Consider the following 22615-nt stretch of genomic DNA (forward strand, 5'->3'; position numbering starts at 1 on the left):
GAAAATTTACGTCAATCAGAGTGTCCGCCGAAGGTGAGATGTATCGAAGACAAGTAAATTTTAGGTAAAAGCCTAATTTCGATACTATTTTTCTTCATTGTACGAATAATTTTGATGTCAAAATGTGATTAATCCAATTGTCTCGATACGTCTCTAATTTCAGTTTTTACGATTTTACCAGTTTTTGGATCTAAGGTCAACACTTTTACATTATCGGTTTTTAAAAACTCTTCTGGTTTATATATGATTTCCCAACCGTGAACTCCATTGAGTTCTCCTCTAAAAATATTTTGAATCTGATTTTCCTTAATATCTTGTTCTTTAAGAAATTGTTTCACATCTTCCCAACTGAATTCATAAGGAGCATCATAATTTTCATATTTTTCTATAGTACCTTGAATATCGTAATCATACCAAATACCCTTTTTAAAAAAATTGGAATATTCGATACCATATCCTTTTAATTCACCTGACGGAAAGTAACTAAAACCATATCTAAATGAATCTTCCGTTTTAAATTTTATGTTCTTCCCAAATCCGTTTTTTGTATTACCTGATATGTAAACATATGTATCATTTACATAACCTTCATATTGATAATAAGCTGGTTCACTGCTACCACTAGATATACCGATTTCTTTAAGTTTAGTAATATCTAATTTTCCATCCTTCATAAAGATCGTATCTTCCTTTTTTATTTGATAACCTCTTTCTTTGATCTCTTTATCTGTAAGTTGCATCTTTTTAGATTTTTGTATTTGTGAGTTACAGTTTGTAAAACAGAATGCTAAAAATAAAATAATAAGTGCTCTCATCATCAAGTCTCGTTTTCATTACTGTTTTTTAAGATTTCCCATTGCCATTTCCAAGTACTGATCTGGGTTAAAGTTCCATTTGGTGTTGCGTAGCGAGCTACGTGTGAATAATCCATAATATTCTCGGTTTGCCCTATCTTAAAAGTATGCGTTCCATTATTATCAAAACTATGATATAATCCCATACAATGCATCAATTCATGTGCCACAAAAAAAGGCATCGGGTTAGCATACATAACACATTCTTTAGATGGGATTCCATTTGCATGCCCTCCAAGTCCCACTATATTCCTTCCATTCATACGACCACCAGCTTCTCCTAAAAAGAATACCTTGTAATAATTTGCATATTTTGTAAATGCAGGTTTAGCATTAAACTTTTGTGTTAAAAAGTTCACCAAACTAGTCCCTCCACTATTACTATATTTATTAAAAATTTTATTCCTTCCACGAGCTAGGGTATAATCTGTATTTAAAGTTTGTACCTCTGGTAAAGAAGCATCAAATAAATCTAAATTTTCATTTTCTACATCAGATCTTATCAAAGCCTGTTTTAGGAAAGGAGACAAATAATTCTCTTGAGTTGTTGTATTTGCAGCTATAATTCCATTAACTGGGTTTCTCAAACCATTGATATTTGTAATCACATTCACAAATACAATTTTGCTAACTCGTCTATTAATTTTATTATTAGCTCTAACTTTTAGCATTCCGGAAAGTACAGGAGTATCTAATGTTCCATTCGTTTTTTTCTTTGCTGCCCAAACTTTAATAGTTTCATCTTTGGAGAGTGTATGAATACATTGTAGTTGTATGGTTGTTTTGTTTGGATTTCCTGTGCTCGTTACTCCCATCATTGCGGCACCTAATTTATAGTGTTTTAAGGTCGCATCATTAGGATCATCAATAGCTCCAGTAATATCAAAATGCTTTTTAGGAAATTCAATATAAAGTTCATCAGGCTGCACATCTACTTCTGTCAATAATTCTAATTCGGCATAAGGTGCATTGACTACATTAGGTTTTCTATAAATAGTTAACCAAGGTGTATAATATTGTATAGGATTTCCTGCTGCATCTTTTCTATTATTAATATTGGTAGGGTTGTATTCATTCTCTAAAACGGAATAATCTTTTGGAGTAAATACTGCTCCTGGTTGGGTTGCATATACTGTCCCATATTCACCAACGTTTTGTTCGTAATCCACATCTCCATCGATACTTGTATCTTCTATTCTCATCCAGTCAAATCCAAATTCACCACTCCATCCACTATGTGGTCTAAAGTGCAGTGTTGCTTTAGGTTTTGGAATAATTTGTAAAGGATTACTTTTTTTACTCACTCCATTATGTTCAACTTTTGCAATAAGCTTGTCAATATCTGCAGTTTTAAATTCTTCCCATTGTTCTTTGATCTCGAAAGGTGAGATTTCTACCCGTCCGTCATGAGAAACGGTTTCTGTAAAAAGAAGTTGTTTTTTCCCATTTTCAAACTCAGTACCATCCTCTTTTTCTATGGTAATATTAACTGTCGAACCTTCTGGATTATTAATTTCTGCGAACAGGCTTGCTTTTTGGGTAATTCCAATTTCAGAGATCCCTTCTTCTTGGTCATCAGCATTCATCCAAACTATTCTAGTAATTGTTGTTTGAGGAGTTTCCTTAACCGTTACGGGAATGTTTTCTTGACTAAAGGGGTTATTAGGGTTTACAGGAGATTCATAAATGGAATTTCTAATTTCCATAATCAAAGCACTAAAAGTGATATCCATAACAAGATTATCTGTACTCTGATGATTAAAACGGTATTTTAGAAATGAAAGGTAGGTATTTGCAAATTTGATTTCAAAGTCTTTTTGCATACCATCTCTTTTATAAACTACAATTTTCCCTTCTACCATTTGAGTTGCCGAAATCATTGTTCCTTCAATTCCAGAATCATCCTTTGTTGCTTGGACAGAAACATTAATTTTCCCACCATGTACTCTACTATTAGGACGACCCGTATCATCGGTATTTTGGATTAGGTTATAATCTAAATCCAATAGAGGATATTCTTTTTCAAAGATATAAAGAGTAGCTTTGAAGCTCATTTCATATTTGTTTATGTTTTAAAAATACGGAATTTTCGGTATTGTTTGGCTATGATGTATAACGTTATATATATGTGTCTTGGAAGAGCAAAATGTTACCCCAGTTTTTTAAATTTTTCCTGTGCAAGGGTTGCTGGTTATTTGAAGTTATTAATGACAGTTTATATTTTTCTGGTCAACAATTTTCGATCATTAGAACGATAGCCTTTGCTTAGATACAATTTGTTAGCGTGTACATTATGAGGTTCTACTTCTAGATGTAGAGCTTGTATACCAAGTTTTTTGGATTCTGAGGCTATAAAATCTAGTGTTAAGGCGCCAATTCCTTTGTTTCTATATGTTGGTTTTATATAGAACTCATCTATAAACGCATCTCGACCATTATACTCAAAACTAAATCCAAATGCCAGCACTAGATATCCAATGATTTGTTGATGGAGTTTCATTACATAAAGCCTCCCCAAAGATCCGTTTGAAGTAAATTCTAATAGATTCTTTTGTCTACCCATTGGATCAAAAGCATAGCCCTCCATTTTGTTAAAGGAAGCCATCATTTCCAAAACCTCGGTTTTGTCATTGTCTGTATAGGTTGTAAACGATATTTGCATTTTATTGATTACGGTTTTTGGGGAACTATAATCTTGTAAACTTGTTAGACCAGATTCTTTCGATTAAGAATGAAACTTTATTTTTTCTTATACATTCACATCGTTAAGATGCGTTTCATATTCTAGGTATTTCAATACCCTTGATATTTTTATATAATTGTAAAGCAAATAAATCAGTCATACCAGACATAAAATCTAATACGCACATAATTTTAGAGTAAGTACTTTGTTTTTCATTAAATCTATATTGTTCAGGAATCAAACTCAGTATTTTATGATGTCTTTTTTTTCTATCATCTTTATTAATTAATAAAGCTTCGACAAAGTCCTCAATTAAACCAGACATAATATTAAAACCAGCTAGCTCGATTTTAACGACTGAATAATGATTATATAATTTTTTTATAGAAGTGTTCTTTATCTTTTTTATAATAGGCTGAGCCTCCTTTATGTCTTTTATTAATGAGCTTTTATATTCTCCTTTAATTATTAGGTCCCTATTCTTTATGAAAACCTTTGATGCTTCAATAGTTAAAAAATTTATTGCTTTTGCCCTAAGATAAGCGATTTTTTCATTAGGATCTTTCTTAAGAATCTTCAATGTCCTTTTAATGTTATCAATATCCTCATCTTTGTTTAACTTAATTAAATTCAAAAAATTACTTTCTACCTCCTTCGTTGTTAGTATTCCCAGTCTATGAGCATCTTCAAAATCAATAATATTATAACAAATGTCATCTGCCGCTTCAACTAAATAAACGAAGGGATGTCTAGAATAGACTAAAGGCTTATCCTGTTCCTTTATTAAGTTGACTTCTTTTGCAATTTTTTTAAAAGTATCTATATCATCATTAAAGAAACCAAATTTACTTCTGTGTTTACCTTTCTTTTCATTAACGGCAAGTGATTCACAAGGGTATTTTAGAATACTGACCAATGTTGAATATGTTAATCTATAACCACCTTCTAAACGATTATTTAATTGTTTCGTTAGTAATCTTAACGCATTGGCATTTCCCTCAAAATTCGTTAAATCTTCCCATTGTTCATCAGAAAAAAGCTTTCTGAATTCATCATCATCTTCTCTCTCGTTAAAGTACTTAGATATAGCGTTTTCTCCCGAATGTCCAAAAGCAGGATTTCCCATATCATGAGCTAGACAAGCAGATCCTATTACGTTTTTTAAGTGATTCCTGTAGAATTTTCTTGCTTCTTCATTTTCATTTATTTCAGGTAACTTATAAAGTTCACTTCCCACAATTTTCCCTAAAGATCTACCAACGCTTACTACTTCTAATGAATGAGTAAGCCTATTGTGAACAAAAATATCTTTCGGTAGTGGAAAAACTTGTGTTTTATTTTGAAGTCTTCTGAAAGCTGAAGAAAAAATAAGTCTATCATAATCCCTTTCATATTCCGTTCTAGGTCCTCTATTTTTGAAGTCAACTCCAAATCTTTTGTTACTAAAGCAATTTGTCCATTTCATTAGTTTAAAATTTTAATACACTCAATCGGTCTGGTGTATAGAGAATAGTGTTAAAAAAGAGCCCAACTTTCCAGTCAAAAAAGAGCCTAATTTTATATTTTGTTTTTAATTTTCTCTTTTAAAAGTCAAATTAAAAATTTGACTGGTTTACTAAATAGTCGCAAACCTTTCGGTTAAGCTCTTATTAGCTATGTCCCAGACACAATATTATAGGTTGGTTTTTATGTCTGTTTTAGATACTTTTCTATTAATCCATTTGTAATTATATCGGTAGTTGCTTTTCTTTCAACTGTCTTCCTATCTTTAAAATCCAAATTTAAAAACTCGCTTCTCAAGAAATTTATTGACTCCTTAAATTTTGAAATGACTTCTATTTCATTTTTAAGAACTTCAATAACTCTATTACAAAAAGCTTCAGTTTTTTTCTTGTCTTTAGGATTTGGAACTGTTTGAGGTGATACCATAAATCTAAAAATTAATATAATTTGATATCTAAAACGTCTTGAAGTCTTGTCTAATTTATTCGTATTGTATAAATTTTCTAAAATATAATATGTTAAAGCACTAGTATAATAAGGAAGATAATCATGTTCGTTGTTAAAAATATCATCTCCCATATCTTTTATTAACTTTCCATAATAACCAGCTACTAAATGAGGTTTGTCCAAGAACATAGATGAAAATACTTTAATTTGAGTTTCTCTATTTACAATTCTATTCATAGGGATTTCTGAACTTTTAAATTGATTAGTTCTTCTCTCGTAATATAGCTTGTAATTATCCTTGGGTAAAGCTTGATAATAATATTCTAAATTCCGCTGAAATTCAGTTAAAGCCTCTAGTTCCACAGCATCAACAGCTGTTTGATTATTTGTGGCTCTTGTAATTTTACTTTTAATAGTTGAATTATCTGTTACTATTATTTTTAAGGGAATGTGCATTCTATCAATATCAGGAACATTCCTATTTTCATACAAAACATTGCTAGTTTGACAACCATTAACAATTTGATAATTTGTAATAGTGATATTATCTCCAGGTCCTGATATTTCATCAGCTACAACTGTCACTCCATTATTTAAAATACAAAAAGAATCAAGGTTTCCTGCTTTTAAGGTATTAGCTATGTCTGAATTCACTGGATTGTTTTCTTGTTCTAAATAATCTCTAATATTATCGTTAAAAACGGATTTCATTTTCCCTGATTCGTCAACTATTATTTTTTTGAATTCTGAAAAAGGAATCATACCTGAATAAGCCACTTTGATTTCATTAATTGTTGGAATAGTGACCTTTTTTTCAAATTTAATTGAAGCTTCTACGGGCTCTTTGGTTTTTCTATATAGTTTTTGGATTTTCTTAGAATCGCAAGGATAAAATGTAATGCTTTCAAATAAATTAAGGTCTTCTAACTCCTTTGTATTGTCCGTTACAACTTTTAACAGGTTTAAATCATCAACCCACTTACCTGTTGAGCAGAAATATAAATTACAAATAGGATTACGATCTTTCATATATTTTGAATTAGCATATATATACTCTTTCATTTCTATAAAATTCCTCATTTCGTTTGTTACAAATAAATCAGATTGCTCATTGAAATAAGTTTTTGTCCAACGAAACATATTATCTATTTGAGTTCCATCAAATTTAGATGAAGTTTTTGATTGTATTATTACAAAAGTTACGGTTAAAAATCTATTAAGTTCTATTAATTCCTGAATTTCTTGAATGGAGTTACATAGTTTATTGTTAACAATTATTCCAATTCCGTCAATTCCTTGTGTACTCTTTCCAGTAGAAATCTCCTTTTCATCAAAACTTACAGAGTCATATTCTTTATTTATAATACAGAAATTAGAAAACATTTCAAATTGATCACTCAAAGCCAATGATGTATAATTTTTACTTTCTACAAATTCTTTTAAAAAACTTTTAGTGATTGCATCCATATTTTTCTTGTACTTTTTTCAAATTAACTTTAAAATAGAGATATCGACTTACGCACATACTACTATATCTCAATCCAGTTTGTACTTATCCACAAACCTCACTAAAGAAACGTAAATTTCCCTAAATAAAAAAACCAGCTTGTATGAGTTGCTGGTTTTGTTGTGTAAGTGGTTTAGATTCGACACTTCGACAGGCGCTGTCCTGAGCTTGTCGAAGGGCTCAGTGTCCGGGTTTTGCTTTTTCGCTTCGGGAGCACTTCGACTGGCTACTATTGCCGTATTTTATAAAACATTGTTTTTCAAATCGATACAATGAATTTAATTTTATCCAATTCACTTTGATGGAGCTTCTTTTCTTTTTTTCATTGCCAAAAAAAGAAACAAAAAAGTCTAGGCTTACAAAAACAACTTAAGAAAATGCTACGCCACCTTCAGCCACGGATGAAAAAAACTCGCTATCGCTCAAACAGTTTTTCATCCCCAAGCACACGCTGCTGACTTGATTTTTAAAGTTCTTTTTGATAGGCCATTTCAAGCTCATTACGTTAAATACCTATACTGAATAAAACTTTTATTGGATGTCTAAGTGTGACACCTCAGCACGACGCTTCATTTTTGTTATTCAAAATTTACTTGTCTTCGATACAATCCGCCCAAAGCGGATCACTCTGACTGACATAAATTTTGTGTCATCCCAGCTCGACGCCTCAGTGCTCGGGTTCTTCTTGGTTTATAGTTAGAATTGGTAGCCGATAAAGAACCAAAAGTTGTTTACAAATCTGTGTGCATTAATCGTAGCGCCTTCCCACTGCGTTTCTGGGATGTTATTAAAATAGTACCGAAAAGGAATGGAGATATTGGTATATAAATGTTTGATCCCAAATATATTTTCTTTTCGGTATCCAATCGCAACTCCTACCGTGGCGGTTTCATTAACTAAACGATTGGAAGAGATCAGATGGTTATACTCATCTTTTACATAGGCTACACTACCACTGTAGTAAAAGTTCTTGCGCTTTCCAAAATAACGATCGTAGTACAACTCATAAATCCGAAAATAGCCTTCTACATTATCACCATCCACAGCAGCAGATTCCCATTTGCTAGATAAATGTCTTTCGGTGAGATTCACCTCTCCGATCATTAATCGGATTTGGTGTTTTTCATTAAAACGATAACCTACTTCTCCGGCAAAATTCTGGAACTTGTTCATGGTCATTTCAAAGGTTTCGTATCCTACAAAAAATGAGGAACGATCTTGTTGCTGTGCATTCATTGCTATCATCCATAGTAGTAATACGATGATTAGTAGTTTTTTTATATGTATCATATGTTTGTTTTTTGTGTTGATTACACTTCGAGTACACTTCGACAAGCTCAGTGTGACACCTCAGTGTCCGGTTTCATATTAGACTCAGCGTGATACCTTAGTGTAAACTTCGACAGGCACTGTCCTGAGCTTGTCGAAGGGCTCAGTGCGACACCTTGAGTTTTAAAGTTCTTTTTGATAGGCCATTTCAAGCTCATTACGTTAAATACCTATACTGAATAAAACTTTTATTGGATGTCTAAGTGTGACGCCTAAGTGCTAACTTTATGTTTGTTTTTCAAAATTTACTTGTCTTCGATACAATCCGCCCAAAGCGGATCACTCTGACTGACGTAAATTTTGTTTAAGTTTATCATAACAACTCGTTATTTGGTTTTGAGGGTTGATAGGATAGTTTCCAGGAAACTCTGATGATTACGAGTAGTAAGATATTTTCGATGACCACGAAAAAGATATCATCCATATCTGCATTAGGTAATGTGCTTAGAAAACCTAGTGACGTTATGATCGCTGCAATGGTATTGTACCAGGTATTGGCTTTGTCTTTTAATATTCTGGATAATAAGATCATTAAAATAGGAATCTGAGACACAAAACCATATACCAACATATTCACTTCTGGGATTTGAAGTGACATCATATGTTCGATATATCCTTCGCGTAAAAATTCGTGTAGATCTCTTACGATCATATTAAATAGAATGACAATCCACAAGGTGGATAATAATATTCTTGGGTCTATAGTGTTTGTTTTCATCTGTTGTATTTTTTAAATGGATTAAAATGTTAGTGTATGGCTGTGATGCGATGGTTGGGTACAAATTTGAGATCATCCACTACCGCATTGGATTGCCCCCAATAAAAACTATCATCACTACCGGATATTAATTGAATCGCAATAGTGACATAGGCATTCTTTTGGATCTCGTCTATCTCCAAATAGAACCTATCGAATTGGGCTTTGGGCGTGGTGATGTCTAAAATATGAGCATCTTCCAAATCTTTATCTGAGATCGTGTGGATTATTTTTTTCGAAGAAATGACGATGATTCGTAATACGTCTTCTGCCTCATCGATATCCGATCCAGAAAATTTATAGCGTCCAGTCAATTGTAGTTGTTGAATATTCTCAGTAACAAAAAAACGGGTTAGAATTTCGTTGGTTTGTGCTAGATATCCTCTATGCAATGCCAAAGCTTTTCCATTGACATCTGGCAATTCATATTTATAGGCAAAACCTTCATTATAGGTTTGTCTCCATAGTTCGTTTTTAGGATGCTCTTTCCATCCTACTGGCAGTTCATATTCCTGATCTTGACAATGGATCATTTCGAACTGATTAAAATCTCCGTTTGGAATTGATACCTGCGCTGCCATCTCGGATACTGTGGCGATGATGAATAACAATAATTTGATTCGTAAAGTTCTCATTACTTCATTTTTTACTGGATTACACAATTAATACTGAAGCAAATATCTAGTGAAGTGAATGGTTATAAAACTTTACTATGCAAGACGAAGATATGTCTCTGCAAAAGCTGTTTTTCTATCTGCAAAAGGTTTTGAGATTTATGACAATTATCACTAGGAATAAAAGCTATTCTCGATACAATTTTTCTTCACTCTATTACGAAAAATCACTCGAATTGACGCTTTTATAAATTAGTTATTAAACATTTGGAATTCGTTTTAAATTCAACCTCTTGTTCATTTCTTTTGCGATGCATTCCTCTCGTTACCTAGTCGGATGCAATAAAGACACAAAACAAATCTTACACTGGTGAAAAAAAATACAAAGCGCTGCTTTGGAACGTCAAATCCCAACGCTGGAAAGGGTTTTTATCTCTAGCCTTGAATTGATATGAATTCTAATCACCATAAGCTTACCATTTACTAGTACTGATTTGCTGAAAAAAGGAAGTTTTATAGGTTTCGGAAATGGGAATGAGTTGCTCGCCGATTCGTATTCGGTTTCGTTCGATGGAATCAATTTTACTAATAGAAACCATATAGGATTTATGAACCCTACAAACCAAACTAGCAGGAATGATCTGTTCAAATTCTTTAAAATTTTGCAGCGTCATAATTCTTTTATCTGGCGTATGTATTCGGCGATAATCTCGCATTCCTTCGATATATAAAATATCTGCCAGATTGATTTTTTCTAATCGATTTTCAGTCTTTACAAAAATGAAATCTGGTTGTTGCTTTTGGGTTTTATTTTCTAGATTTTCCTGAGCTTTATTTACCGCTTGCAAAAACCTGTTGAAGGTAAAAGGTTTTAATAGATAGTCCGTAACATTGAGTTCAAAGCTTTTTAAAGCATATTCCTGATAAGCAGTAGTCATAATTACTTCACTCGTAATCTTGGAGCTTTCCAACAATTCTATCCCCGATAATTCATCCATATTGATATCCAGGAAGATTACATCTACGGTATTTGCTTTTAAAAAAGCGAGACCATCCAGAGCGTTATCAAAAGTAGCTACAACACTGAGAAAAGGGATTTTCTCAGCAAATTCTTTAGTTCTTTCGAGTGCTAAAGGCTCGTCTTCGATAATAATGCATGAATATGGTGTCATTCGTGATTCAATTCTTTAAAATGTTACTCGATAAGCGAGTTGTACATGCTACTCAATAGTTTACTCGGTGATTATCAAACGTACTTTATATTCTTCCTTTTCTTTTACGATAGCTAAAGTGTGTTTTTCGGGATACAGCAGCGCCAATCTTTTTTCGATCAGTGCATTTCCTAATCCATGATTCGTATGTGTTACTTTCCTATTGGGATTGAACTTGTTTGCACACTCAAACTGTATGCTTCCTTTTTCTATAAAGATATGAATCGTAATGGCATTGTCTATTTTTTTATTAGAAGTATGCTTAAAAGCATTTTCAATAAAAGGAAGAAACACCATCGGAGCAATTTCTTTACCCTTTGGTGAACCTGTTATCTGATAATTGATATAGCTCTCATTGGCTGTTCTTATCTTTTGTAGTGCCAAGTACTTTTCGATATACTCTAGTTCTTTGGTGAGCAAAATTTTATCCGTTTTCGTCTCAAAGAGCATAAAACGCATGATATCCGATAATTTATTTAAATACTTGGAAGCTTCTTCTGCATTTTTAAGAATCAGAATATCAATATTATTTAGGGTATTAAATAAAAAATGGGGATCCAGCTGTGATTTTACCAAAGCCATTTCCATTTCATGATTCTTTTGCTTCAGCGCTTCTTTTACTTTTAATTCTTCATACCAAGTAATAAATCCTTTGGTCACTAATGCGATCACTCCAATGATCAAACTGACAAAAGAAATAAACACGATGCCTACGGTAACCGATTCCTGAGCTCCTGTTAAGCTCTCTTTTCCCAAGAATACATAGATCAATACATTTCCGATGAAGGCTGCGCCAATCGAAAAAACAAAAGCATATATGATCGACAGTAATATCCTTTTTTCTCGAATTTTGGGGAATACCAAAAAATAAAATGAGTAATAAGAAATAACAGATGGAATGATCGAAAAATAAAGAGATCGCACCATCATTTGCTCCACAATTTCATTGCCCTCGCTTGCTACTGAGAGATATACCAAAATAATGGTTAATACCAAATAGCATAACCAAAATCCAATTTGTAATCCAATGATGATTAACTTCTTCACGATGAATAGCTATAAGTTTACTCGATAATCCAGATCTAAATGTCCCAAGGCTTGCCTAACATCTACATCTTTTTCAATTCAACTCTTTATGGTCTTACCACTAAGGTGATTTACTACTACAAAAATCATCTTTTAATTTATAACTATACATAATATTCTGCAAAGTGGCACTATTTGTCTGCAAAACTGGAAATAAGAGTTTGTATAACTATTCTAAAGTATAATCTTTGGTATTATCATCGATAAGTTTTTTAAGCGCAGCTAAGTTTTTATCTTCTTGTGCTTTCATACCACTTTTCATCAAAGCGATCATGGATTTAGCCATAAGACTGTTTCCTTTTACCATTGATTTAGAAGTTATGGTGGTTTTACCATTATCCTCATCAAAAGACATTTCATACTCCATATCCATAAAATCCATAGAAAAAACCATGGCCATAAGTTCATTGGGTTTCATAGCGGTAATGGTTTCTGTCATCATCATTTCTTCTCCACCTTCATCGATATATACATTAGAAACTGCAGCTACTGTATTAGGTGTGCCACTTACATGTTCTGTTCTTAGAAAACCTTCGATCCATTTGGGTAGATTAGATTCATCAGACATTACGGCCCAAGATTCGTTTGCCGGTTTATTGACAACAATTTCATTCTCGTAAGAAACGGAAGAAGTAAAAAGTCCTATTCCAAAAAAGATCAATACGATGGCGACTACAGCAATCAGTAGATATTTTAGATACTTCATAATGTTATGTATTGGTTAGTGGTTGTGATTTATATAAGAAAGATTCTCTTTATAAATATACTGATTTTCTGAAGGTTGAAGAAATGATGATTAAAAGTAAATGAATGTTATATGTTGATATTTAATAAGGAACTTAAACATCCGAACGATGACAAACCTGCTCGACAAACATTAGTTGGAATAATCACAATCATCAGGAATATAGATATACTTATTTGTGATCTTTCTCATTTCGGTAAACTTATACACAAACGCTTTTTCCTTCCCTTTTTTAAGAGAATATTCCTCTTTTATAACATCGAAATTAAATTTTTCTTTATTTACTATCTGTTGCCATATTAGGTATACTTTATGGTTTCCTATAAAAGGTTTTTCAAACTTTTCGGTCTTATGAGTTATGTAGTGTATCTCCCAATTTTTCTTCCGTTTTTTAGGATTTCTTCTCTTCAGAACGATGTGGTTATATGCTGTATCCTGAATTACAGTATCCTTTTGTATTTCGAAAAAGTATTTTTTGGCAAATTTAGTATTGTACTTAGGTGTACCAATTCTTTTGACCAAGTCACAATCTAAATTAATTCTATTGGCATTTAGAAAAGAAGATTTTTCCAAAGAAAAAAAAGTTTCAAACTTTCTTTCGTGATCTACAAAATTAAATTCAAAATCAGGATTTCCGTCGTTTTGCAAAATTAAATGGTACCTATTATCTTTAGAATTAATAAATACCGCTTGTACTTTAATCGGACCTTCTAAAGATTCCTGATATGTATACGCCATCATATAATCAAAATTATAGGCACGTTGTGATATTATTGATTGGCTAATAAACGCTACTAATAGCGCAAGGATAAATTTATTCATAGATATTCACTAACTAATATGCTTTGCGATAGGTTTTTCTTTCTTGTAATTGGGTAAGCTCTTTTCCATTGCCAATCAGAAATTTTGTAGGTAAGGTTTCTCGATCATTAAACCGTTGTAGAAAAACAATAAAATGTAGATGCGGACCTGTAGACCAACCTACGTTACCGCTAAAACCGATATGTTGTCCTTTTTCTATGAGATCTCCAGGAGCTACGATAGCGCCATTTTTTTTGATGTGTGTATATTCTGCAAATGTACCATCGGAGTGATATACCAAAATATAATTATTAAACCTAGCACAATCTTCTCCGGTACATGTCTTGTTAAAACTCTGTTCTACCAAAACAACTTTCCCTTCTCTTGCAGCATAAATGGGTGTTCCTATGGGCATTCTAAAATCTAACGCATTCTCATTATGATGCGAAATGGTACCGTTATACCCTTGTGTAACCATATGCTCCGTTCCCTTCTTAAAAGGAAGATGATACGCATAATCGGTATCATAGTCTTCTTGTAAGTGATTTCCATGATTATAGCGTACACTAAATCCTAAGCGTAACGCCTTTTTTCTATCTACCACCGTAAGATCTGCAATATAAAATTGTGTAGTTTGTTCTGGAACCTCTATAATTTTAATATCGCCAATACTAGAAGTAAGATTTTCAATCTCAAAATCAATCTCTACAGAAACCGGACAAAACTCACCATTATCAGCAAGAATTTTATATCCATCATCTGTTTCCTGATAATACACTCTAAAATTTTCCTGTGAAAAAACTACTATCGAGTAAAACGATAGCACCCAACAAATTACATTCTTCCTATTCATTTCTTTTCCAATTACCAGAATAAAATACTGCTTTTATTTGGGAATTGCTAATAAAGAATCTCGATTTTGTAGAACGATTATATTAATAATTAAACTTATAAGTAATTCCTCCTAATACCTGGATTCCTTGTACTGGGAAGTTTGCCCAACGTTCGTAATTTTGGCCAGCAAGGTTATTACCTTTTACAAAAACTGATAGTTTCTCATTAAATCGATAGCCCAAATTTACATTGGCATCAAAATAACTATCTAAAGTTACCGTTGCTTCTGGTGTTGGTGGTACAAAGGCAACCGCAGTATTAATATCTTTTCGCTCGCCAACATAAAATAGTTGTGCTCCTGCAAACCACTGATCTGTCATCTGATAATCCAATAATGCAGACGCTTTTAATTCTGGTAAATTCCAAGCTTCTTGTTCATCATCTGTATTATAGCTATAATACTCTCCGGTAATGCCTAGTTTAAATTTCTTATTGATATTAAAATTTAATTCTCCATATCCACTTAAGGTTAGGATATCATCGTATCGGTATGAAAAAGAATTACCAAAATCGAACCCTTCTAATTGTACAACTTCTGGTCTGTTGTTTACAAATAAAGGTTTATCATTTTCCGAAGCATAACCACCTCTAAAATTATAGCTTACTACATCAGATAGTTTTCCTTTGAAACCTACATAGGCATCGAATTGATTGTGTGTGGTAGTTAAAAATAGCGTTGGTGACACATAAGGATTTGCTTGCACCGCATCTCTATAGGTGTTTTGTTGTAGCCCTCCTTCTAAACCTCCATAAGCAATAACCGTCTCATCTAGTAATCCATACGATGCTGTAACTTTTGGATAAATAAAGAAATCATTATCATTATTCTGGCTATCGATACTAAAAAATACTGCCGCACCCAGATTTAAAGTTAAATTATCTCGTAATACGACCAAACTTGGTTGAACTCCTAAATTTAGGATACTAAAATCATTTGGTGTTTGTAATGCTAAGTTTAAAGGTCTATCAAATCCACCTCCTAAATAGTCAATAATAAAATCTGTAGTTACTAATTCGTCTACGATTTCAAACTCGAATGTAGGTTTAAAAATGGCATGATGCTCTACAGTACTGGTAGCGTCTCCAAAGTAACGATAGTTTAGAGAAGCTCTCTTAAAATACAGGTCATCGAATTGCAATTTACCCCCCAACTTGGCCCCAAAATAATTCTGTTGAGGGTCAATTGCATCAATTTGTTCTTGGGTTAATACAGGAATATCTGGCAACCCATACCAATTATATAATTGGTGCTCCGCTCCTACTTCTATTCCGTATGTAAAATCTTTGGTACGTGATGTATAATTTAGATCTAAAAACGTATTGTAAAACTTATCATCCAATACGACATCTTCTATTCCTCCCTGCGAAGAATTATGATGCAAATACAGACCAATATTATCTGTTCTGTTTAACTGAAAATTGCTGTAAAACTCGGCCAATACGGATGTAAAATTTCCAAAACCTAAGGTTGCATAATTATCATATAACGGTATTTTTTTAGGCTTATCGATATTAGCAGCTCTTCCTTTTGCGGGTGAAAAGGTAGATGCAACAGGAACCGAAAAAATACTATATCGTAATTGCTTTTTCTTTTGTGTAACAGAATCGTCTAAAATTGGCGTAGATTTTACCTTAAACGCATCACTAATCGTAGGCGTGTATGTTTTTACGATTACTACTCGTTCTGTTTCTATAGTCTCTTCTTCTTCTTCCTGCGCAAATAATGATGAAATACTGCAAGCGATTACGCAGGTAAAAGAAAATAATTTCTTAATATATCTAGACATAAATGGAAAATCGTTTATAACTGATTATTATTGTTCGGTTTTGATAGATGAATTTGTTTTTGCCTCTTCGGCTTTGATCTTTTTGAGTTCTGATCGTGCCTCGGAAATCACATCAGGATAGTCTACAAAGTTTTTGATCACACTTTCTAAAATATAGGTTGCCTGATAGGCATCTTCTAATCCATAGAAATTCTTAGCCATTAAGACCAAGCCTTTGGCTCCGTATAATTTGTATCCCGAAAAATCTTTTGCTAGTTTTTGTACTGTTTCATTAGAACCTTTGTAATCTCCTTCTTTATTTTTAAAATACGCATCATAGTACAGTGCTTCTGCTGCTAATTCTCCAGTCGCGATTTTTCTAACTTCGGCATAGGCTCTTTTGGCTCTGGCATCATCAGCAGTTTGTAGTGCTGCTCTGGCAATAAAAATCTGCGCATCACTTTTTACATCATTCTGAATTTTAGGATTTTCTAATACCTTTTCTGCATAAGCAATCGTTTCCTGATAATGCACTAACTGATAATGTGATTTCATAAGATTTGACTGCGCAAAAATGATATTCTGCGGAAAATCGGCATCTTTTTCTAATCTTTCTAAGACCGGAATAGCTTTTTCGTAGCTTCGGTTTTCTAAATGTATCTGAGATAATCTTGCCAATGCTTGCTCCGTAAATTCTGTTCGTTCTTTTTGTAATACATACTCATAATGTGGAATGGTTGCTTGCTTATCTCCTTTTTTGTAAAATAATTGTGCCAGATAAAAATGACTTTTTAATGCATGAATCCCATTTGGAAATTCATCCAAATATTTTTGAAATCCTGCAATCGCAGCATTATCATTATTCTCTAAATACTGCTTTTCGGCAGCTTCATATGAAGTATTATCCAAATCTGCATCGGTTACATCTACAAAACTCAAGCCTTTTACCCAACTAGAATACTCATCTGTTCTTCCCAAATCCACATAAATTAATCTAGCCGTATTTACTGCCTGAATCGCTTCTTCAGTTCCTGGGTAGTCTGCTACTACTCGTTTAAATTTATACAGCGCTTTATTACCTTGGTCTCCATTATAATAGATCAACCCCTGTTTTAGCAATGCCTTAGGCACATAAGAACTTCTTGGAATCTCTCTAATCAATTTATCATATGCATCAATACCTCTTTGAGTTTTGTTTTCCGCTACATACGTATTCCCAAGAGCAAACATAGCATCATCGCGATATGTAGATCTGGTATATTTTTTTAGAAACATTTCTAAATCGCTGATTTTCTTATCGTTCTTTTTTACAAACCCATAGCTAATCGCCTTCTGATAATGTGCATAATCAGCATCTGCCCCTCCTTTTTTAATGGCTTTGTTGTAAGCTTCCATCGCAGGCCAATATTTACTAGAAATAAAATGACTATCTCCTAATCGTAAGTAGGTATCAGTCAATCGAACTTCGTCTATTCCGCTATTTTTAGCATAGCTATCAAAAGAATTTGCGGCTTGTGGGTATTGTTTTAGTTTAAAATAAGTATATCCAATATTATAATCTATATCATTATTTTCATTCGTACCAGCGCTACCTTCTTGTCCTTTGAACTGTTTAAACCCGATGAGTGCTTCTTCAAAATTACCTTGTAAATAATCACATTCAGACTTCCAATAGATAGCTTTGGCAGTATATTTAGGATCGGTCTGTTGTGCTAAAGACTTATCGAAATACTTTTTTGCTTCCGCATAATTGGCTTCATTATACAATTCTACTCCTCTTAAAAAGGCAACTTTTTGGTATACTACTTTATCCTCGAAATTACGACTACCTTCTAATAGATCCATCGCTTCTTTATAATTTTTAGAAGTGATGTAAGAACTGATTAATAATTCTTGAATCTCATCTTGGAACTCTGAATTTGGGTATGCTTCGGCATATGACAAAAGTACTTTAGAAGGACTCTCATAAGAGTTTCCGATTTCATAACTCAACTTGGCATAATTATACAATGCATCTTCTTTAATTTTTGCTTCGAAATCCATTTCTGAAGCATTTTTGAATGCATTTAATGCCTGCTGCTTTTGATCTGACTTTAGATACGATTCTGCCAAATGATAATACGCGTTCTGTGCGGTTGCATTACGCCCATCCACAATCTTATTAAATTCTGAAATCGCATTTTGATAATCGCCTCCTTTATAATAAGCGTACCCTAACTGATAATAATCTGTATTATTCCATTTTCCTTTTCTTCCTTTATAGGCTTTTAAGTGTGGGATCGCTTTATCGTATTCTCCAAGATTAAAATAACTCTCTCCTATAATCTTGTGAAGTTCTGATTTTTCGGAAGGTTTCGATCTAGGTAATTGACTTAACCCGTCATTAATCGCCTCTTGAAATTTTCCAGATTTAAAATTCATATCACTCTGGAAATACGATAAGTTTTTATTGTATTTATCTAAGTCCTTTACCTCATCAAAAAGTTTGTCTGCTTCCTGATAATTATCTCCTTCGTAAGCAATAAAACCTAAGTAATATTTTGCTTGTGCTCCATACTCATCAGTTTCTTCTACCTGCGTCAAGAATTTTTTAGCTTCATTAAAACGCTGAATTTTAAAATAGGCGTACCCATTATTAAAATTGAACTTTTCTTTTTCAGAACGGCTCATATTACCCTGATCCACTTTATCGTACCATTTTCGTGCATAGGCATATTTTCCGTTATCAAAATAATAATTGGCAACATCTAAATACGCTGCGTTACGTTTGATACTGGTAGGATATTGCACCACAAACTCCTCCATAAGATCGTCTGCTCCTTTTTGATTTAACCAAACAGCACAGTTGGCAATGTAGTACGTACATTCTGCATCGATATTTTCATCATCTACAGCATCTCTTACCTTATCAAACAGATTTTGAGCAGCCAAAAATTGTTTGTTATTATACAGTTCTAGTGCTTGATTGTAAAGCACTAATTCATTGGTGTAAATTGCTGATTGCTGAGCAGAAATCTTTGAAGATAGGATTGCCACAAAAAGCATCAAAGTGATGTATTTGTTCATGTAATTATTTCTTTTAACGTTTAGAACCTGACAACTACCAGCGCTCCTGTTTAATAGAAATTTCAAGGTTTCCCTTGACCAAATTTTCTTAAAGTAAATATCGTTTCCCGCGAATAAATTTTGTGTTAAAGATACCCTAATCTTCATACTAATAACGAAATATTTTAAAGATAATTACATCAACGATCATTTTTTGATGTAGATATTAATTGATTTATGATTTGGGTGTATTTTTTTGCTCCTTTATGATTTAAATGATCTGGGTCGTAAAAATCTGAATCTTCTATCCTATAGTCTTGGCGTAGGTTAATATATCGAACATTTTCATTGTCATTCTCCAGTACTTTACATGAATTGGTAACCTTTTCTAACTTATCTTGATTCAGATACGATAGGTATCCATGATATACTGGCATATCTACGATATATACATTCCAATTTTTCTTTTTACAAGCATCAATGATTGCTTGTAGCCGACCTATATTTTCACTAAAATCGAATAAAAAATCTTCATGTCGCTTTGCAGCTACCCAACTTTGGACATCTAAGGATTGTCCGTTGGTACTATCATAATAATCACCCCAACCCTTAGCATCACATCCTATGATCGTACCTTCATCGAGATATGCATGCACTAAAGAAATGGATTTATTGAGTCGTCTGGTTAATGCTAAACTATATTGTTTCACATCCCAAGGAGAGATGAGAGGTATTTCTAAATCCATTTGATTTTGGTAAAAATATTTACGCCATATCTCTCCTTTTGTATTTTTTAATTTACTTAAACTATAGTACCCAACAGTAATGATTACATTTTGAAGATTGGGCAAACTGTCTTTGTGTTTTTCAAAAAGTAATTGATCCATATACAGACTCTGACTAATATTAGCCAGATTCAATGTTTCTGTATCTATATAAGAAGGATTAACACCGAAAAAAGCATGGGAATCTCCCAAAATCAATGTCTCAATTTCGTTGTATCGTTCCTTTATGATCTTATGCTTATAGGTGTAATTAGAAGGCACCGTTCTGTAGAACCATTCTAGGGCTCCCCAAACGATTACAATAGGAATAAAAAAAACGAGTATTTTTCTTAGAAAAACCTTCATCATTAAAATTGAAAATAAATAAAGGTTTGTAGATTACCTCCAAAATACAGCACTAGAAACACTACGGCATAATAAATAGAATACCGAATTGATTTCGAAAAAATATGACGAATATCTAACAAGTGTTCTCTTCTTTTCTGGAGCCATTCTATTAGCATATATCCTATTAAGAATAACAAAAACCATTTATTTCCCTGAGGTAAAGAAAATAATGAAGTAGAAAAGATTCCTTGTAAGTATTGAAAAGCTTCCGTTATTGTTTCGGCTCTAAAAAACACCCAAGCTATCGTTACAATAAAAAATGTAGTTCCTATCCCAAGTAAATCTAAGAAGACAGATTTCTGAGTCTGCAAAAAAGCTTTAATTCTCGAATGTTTTAGCAAAAATATCGTAAGGATTAAGAATATTCCATGTATCAACCCCCAAGCTAAAAACGTAAGATTAGCACCATGCCATAAACCACTTACCACAAAAACGATCAAAATATTACTGATTAATCTAACATTAGAAACTCGATTTCCACCTAAAGGGATATACACATAGTCTCTAAACCAAGAGGATAGCGAGATGTGCCATCTTCTCCAAAACTCTATCAAATTCTTTGACAGATAGGGAAAATTGAAGTTCTTCATTAAATCAAACCCTAAAAGTCTTGCTGTTCCTATTGCGATATCAGAATAACCCGAGAAATCTCCATAAATCTGAAATCCAAAAAATATAGCTCCACAAAACAGCGTACTTCCAGAATACTCTGTATAATTTTCGAACAGATTATTCACGATTAACGCACAATTATCTGCAATTACCATTTTTTTAAATAACCCGCCTAAAATGAGTTGCAATCCATCTACACTTTTTTCTGTATTGAATATTCTTCGCTTTTTAAATTGTGGTAGAAGATTAGAAGCCCGTTCGATAGGACCAGCAACAAGCTGAGGAAAAAAGGAAACAAAGGCAAAAAAAGAGACCACATCATCTGTTGGCTCTATTCGTTTACGATACACATCGATTGTATAACTTAATGTTTGGAACGTATAAAAGCTAATTCCCACAGGAAGTACTAATTGTAGAGATGTATAAGAAATTGGTTTCCCGAATAACAAAAAGGCATCCACAAACGTTTCTAAAAAGAAATCAAAATATTTAAAAACGAACAATACTCCCAGATTGCAAAAAATACTAATTCCAAAAAGCATTTTTCTTCGAATCCCAATACTATTTTTAAGTCTTCTGGCAACTAAAAAATCAATGATAGAGCTTAAAAAAATTAAGGATAAAAAACGCCAATCCCAGAAAGCATAGAAAATATAGCTGGTAATAAGAAGAAATACATTTTGAATCTTAATACTGGTATTAAACACAAACCAATACAATGTAAAAACGATTGGAAAGAATAACGCAAAATCGACCGTGTTAAATTGCAAAATGTATACGCATATAAATTCTTTGGGAAAATTAGTCAAAATCAACGTGGATAAAAAAACATTTTTAATAAATACAATATTCCATAAACTTTATACTTTTACTAAATATTACTAAACTAAGAATTTCATCATATGTCTAATCCTGTTTTAAGTCTTAAAAACGCTTCTATCTATCAACGAGAAAATCTCATCTTATCTGATGTAAATGTAGAAGTGAACAAAGGTGATTTTGTATATCTCATCGGAAAAACTGGAACTGGAAAAAGTAGTTTTATGAAAACCCTTTATGGAGACATTCCTCTTGTTGAAGGTGAAGGTAGTATCGTTGATTTTGATTTAAGCACCTTAAAAGAAAGTCAAATACCTTTTTTAAGAAGAAAACTAGGGATTGTCTTTCAGGATTTTAAATTACTAAATGATAGAACTGTAAAAGAAAATCTATTATTTGTGCTCAAAGCAACCGGATGGAATGACCAAAAAGCAATGGATAGTAAAATTGATGATGTATTAGATAAAGTAGGAATGAAAACAAAAGATTTTAAGTTCCCATATCAATTATCCGGAGGAGAACAGCAACGTATTGCTATTGCTCGTGCATTATTGAATGATCCTGAATTAATTTTGGCAGATGAGCCTACTGGTAATCTGGATCCTCAAACTTCTGTAGAAGTTATGGAAGTTTTGCAGGATATCAATAAAAACGGAAATACTATATTAATGGCTACACACGATTACGCATTGCTACTAAAATATCCTTCGAAAACCCTAAAATGCGAAGGCAATAAGGTTTTTGAAGTAGTGCAGCGAAAGGGATAGTGT

Annotated in this window: 18 protein-coding genes; 1 reads left to right on the forward strand and 17 read right to left on the reverse strand. The window is 32.8% G+C overall.

Going from position 1 to position 22615, the window contains the following annotated elements; all coding sequences use genetic code 11:
* Positions 1 to 128: 128 nt before the first annotated feature.
* The 17 genes from Q1A73_RS21750 to Q1A73_RS21830 form a co-directional block, all read right to left on the reverse strand.
* The gene (locus Q1A73_RS21750) at positions 129 to 740 is read right to left on the reverse strand and encodes a hypothetical protein (protein WP_299610126.1); all 612 of its coding nucleotides are present in this window, start codon (positions 738 to 740) and stop codon (positions 129 to 131) included.
* A 77-nt stretch (positions 741 to 817) separates the two neighbouring features.
* Entirely contained in the window at positions 818 to 2908 is a 2091-nt protein-coding gene (gene tssD, locus Q1A73_RS21755; protein ID WP_299610128.1) for a type VI secretion system tube protein TssD, read from the reverse strand.
* 161 nt (positions 2909 to 3069) lie between these two features.
* A complete protein-coding gene (locus Q1A73_RS21760) occupies positions 3070 to 3516 on the reverse strand; it encodes a GNAT family N-acetyltransferase (protein WP_299610131.1) in 447 nt (148 codons plus the stop codon).
* 115 nt (positions 3517 to 3631) lie between these two features.
* The gene (gene dgt / locus Q1A73_RS21765; RefSeq protein ID WP_299610134.1) at positions 3632 to 5002 is read right to left on the reverse strand and encodes a dGTP triphosphohydrolase; all 1371 of its coding nucleotides are present in this window, start codon (positions 5000 to 5002) and stop codon (positions 3632 to 3634) included.
* Between the two features lie 221 nt (positions 5003 to 5223).
* Entirely contained in the window at positions 5224 to 6954 is a 1731-nt protein-coding gene (locus Q1A73_RS21770) for an AIPR family protein (protein WP_299610137.1), read from the reverse strand.
* 736 nt (positions 6955 to 7690) lie between these two features.
* Positions 7691 to 8284 (reverse strand): hypothetical protein, encoded by a 594-nt coding sequence (locus Q1A73_RS21775; protein ID WP_299610140.1) that lies wholly within the window; start codon positions 8282 to 8284, stop codon positions 7691 to 7693.
* A 352-nt stretch (positions 8285 to 8636) separates the two neighbouring features.
* Entirely contained in the window at positions 8637 to 9041 is a 405-nt protein-coding gene (locus tag Q1A73_RS21780) for a DUF6326 family protein (RefSeq protein WP_299610143.1), read from the reverse strand.
* A 29-nt stretch (positions 9042 to 9070) separates the two neighbouring features.
* Positions 9071 to 9715 carry a hypothetical protein gene (locus Q1A73_RS21785; RefSeq protein ID WP_299610148.1) on the reverse strand — a complete coding sequence of 215 codons (645 nt, stop codon included), beginning with the start codon at positions 9713 to 9715 and terminating at the stop codon, positions 9071 to 9073.
* A gap of 452 nt (positions 9716 to 10167) precedes the next feature.
* Positions 10168 to 10866 (reverse strand): response regulator transcription factor, encoded by a 699-nt coding sequence (locus tag Q1A73_RS21790; RefSeq protein WP_299610150.1) that lies wholly within the window; start codon positions 10864 to 10866, stop codon positions 10168 to 10170.
* A 60-nt stretch (positions 10867 to 10926) separates the two neighbouring features.
* Positions 10927 to 11952 carry a sensor histidine kinase gene (locus Q1A73_RS21795; RefSeq protein ID WP_299610152.1) on the reverse strand — a complete coding sequence of 342 codons (1026 nt, stop codon included), beginning with the start codon at positions 11950 to 11952 and terminating at the stop codon, positions 10927 to 10929.
* A gap of 208 nt (positions 11953 to 12160) precedes the next feature.
* A complete protein-coding gene (locus Q1A73_RS21800) occupies positions 12161 to 12697 on the reverse strand; it encodes an SRPBCC family protein (protein ID WP_299610154.1) in 537 nt (178 codons plus the stop codon).
* Between the two features lie 171 nt (positions 12698 to 12868).
* A complete protein-coding gene (locus Q1A73_RS21805; RefSeq protein ID WP_299610156.1) occupies positions 12869 to 13558 on the reverse strand; it encodes a hypothetical protein in 690 nt (229 codons plus the stop codon).
* Between the two features lie 13 nt (positions 13559 to 13571).
* Complete coding sequence (locus tag Q1A73_RS21810; RefSeq protein ID WP_299610158.1) at positions 13572 to 14390, reverse strand: M23 family metallopeptidase; 819 nt, start codon at positions 14388 to 14390, stop codon at positions 13572 to 13574.
* 82 nt (positions 14391 to 14472) lie between these two features.
* Positions 14473 to 16218, reverse strand: a complete 1746-nt coding sequence (locus Q1A73_RS21815) for a TonB-dependent receptor (protein WP_299610159.1) — start codon at positions 16216 to 16218, stop codon at positions 14473 to 14475.
* 27 nt (positions 16219 to 16245) lie between these two features.
* A complete protein-coding gene (locus tag Q1A73_RS21820) occupies positions 16246 to 19263 on the reverse strand; it encodes a tetratricopeptide repeat protein (protein WP_299610161.1) in 3018 nt (1005 codons plus the stop codon).
* 179 nt (positions 19264 to 19442) lie between these two features.
* Entirely contained in the window at positions 19443 to 20372 is a 930-nt protein-coding gene (locus Q1A73_RS21825; protein WP_299610163.1) for a hypothetical protein, read from the reverse strand.
* Between the two features lie 2 nt (positions 20373 to 20374).
* Entirely contained in the window at positions 20375 to 21796 is a 1422-nt protein-coding gene (locus tag Q1A73_RS21830; RefSeq protein WP_299610165.1) for an MBOAT family O-acyltransferase, read from the reverse strand.
* Positions 21797 to 21928: 132 nt separating this feature from the next.
* On the opposite strand from Q1A73_RS21830, the gene Q1A73_RS21835 reads away from it, so the two are divergent.
* Positions 21929 to 22612 (forward strand): ATP-binding cassette domain-containing protein, encoded by a 684-nt coding sequence (locus Q1A73_RS21835; protein WP_299610167.1) that lies wholly within the window; start codon positions 21929 to 21931, stop codon positions 22610 to 22612.
* Positions 22613 to 22615 lie beyond the last annotated feature (3 nt).

It is taken from the genome of uncultured Aquimarina sp. (assembly GCF_947492115.1).
GTDB lineage: Bacteria > Bacteroidota > Bacteroidia > Flavobacteriales > Flavobacteriaceae > Aquimarina.

Coding starts and splice junctions, on each gene's coding strand:
- Q1A73_RS21750 (WP_299610126.1), bottom strand. CDS start 740: ATGCAACTTACAGATAAAGAGATCAAAGAAAGAGGTTATCAAATAAAA.
- tssD (WP_299610128.1), bottom strand. CDS start 2,908: ATGAGCTTCAAAGCTACTCTTTATATCTTTGAAAAAGAATATCCTCTA.
- Q1A73_RS21760 (WP_299610131.1), bottom strand. CDS start 3,516: ATGCAAATATCGTTTACAACCTATACAGACAATGACAAAACCGAGGTT.
- dgt (WP_299610134.1), bottom strand. CDS start 5,002: ATGAAATGGACAAATTGCTTTAGTAACAAAAGATTTGGAGTTGACTTC.
- Q1A73_RS21770 (WP_299610137.1), bottom strand. CDS start 6,954: ATGGATGCAATCACTAAAAGTTTTTTAAAAGAATTTGTAGAAAGTAAA.
- Q1A73_RS21775 (WP_299610140.1), bottom strand. CDS start 8,284: ATGATACATATAAAAAAACTACTAATCATCGTATTACTACTATGGATG.
- Q1A73_RS21780 (WP_299610143.1), bottom strand. CDS start 9,041: ATGAAAACAAACACTATAGACCCAAGAATATTATTATCCACCTTGTGG.
- Q1A73_RS21785 (WP_299610148.1), bottom strand. CDS start 9,715: ATGAGAACTTTACGAATCAAATTATTGTTATTCATCATCGCCACAGTA.
- Q1A73_RS21790 (WP_299610150.1), bottom strand. CDS start 10,866: ATGACACCATATTCATGCATTATTATCGAAGACGAGCCTTTAGCACTC.
- Q1A73_RS21800 (WP_299610154.1), bottom strand. CDS start 12,697: ATGAAGTATCTAAAATATCTACTGATTGCTGTAGTCGCCATCGTATTG.
- Q1A73_RS21805 (WP_299610156.1), bottom strand. CDS start 13,558: ATGAATAAATTTATCCTTGCGCTATTAGTAGCGTTTATTAGCCAATCA.
- Q1A73_RS21810 (WP_299610158.1), bottom strand. CDS start 14,390: ATGAATAGGAAGAATGTAATTTGTTGGGTGCTATCGTTTTACTCGATA.
- Q1A73_RS21815 (WP_299610159.1), bottom strand. CDS start 16,218: ATGTCTAGATATATTAAGAAATTATTTTCTTTTACCTGCGTAATCGCT.
- Q1A73_RS21820 (WP_299610161.1), bottom strand. CDS start 19,263: ATGAACAAATACATCACTTTGATGCTTTTTGTGGCAATCCTATCTTCA.
- Q1A73_RS21825 (WP_299610163.1), bottom strand. CDS start 20,372: ATGAAGGTTTTTCTAAGAAAAATACTCGTTTTTTTTATTCCTATTGTA.
- Q1A73_RS21835 (WP_299610167.1), top strand. CDS start 21,929: ATGTCTAATCCTGTTTTAAGTCTTAAAAACGCTTCTATCTATCAACGA.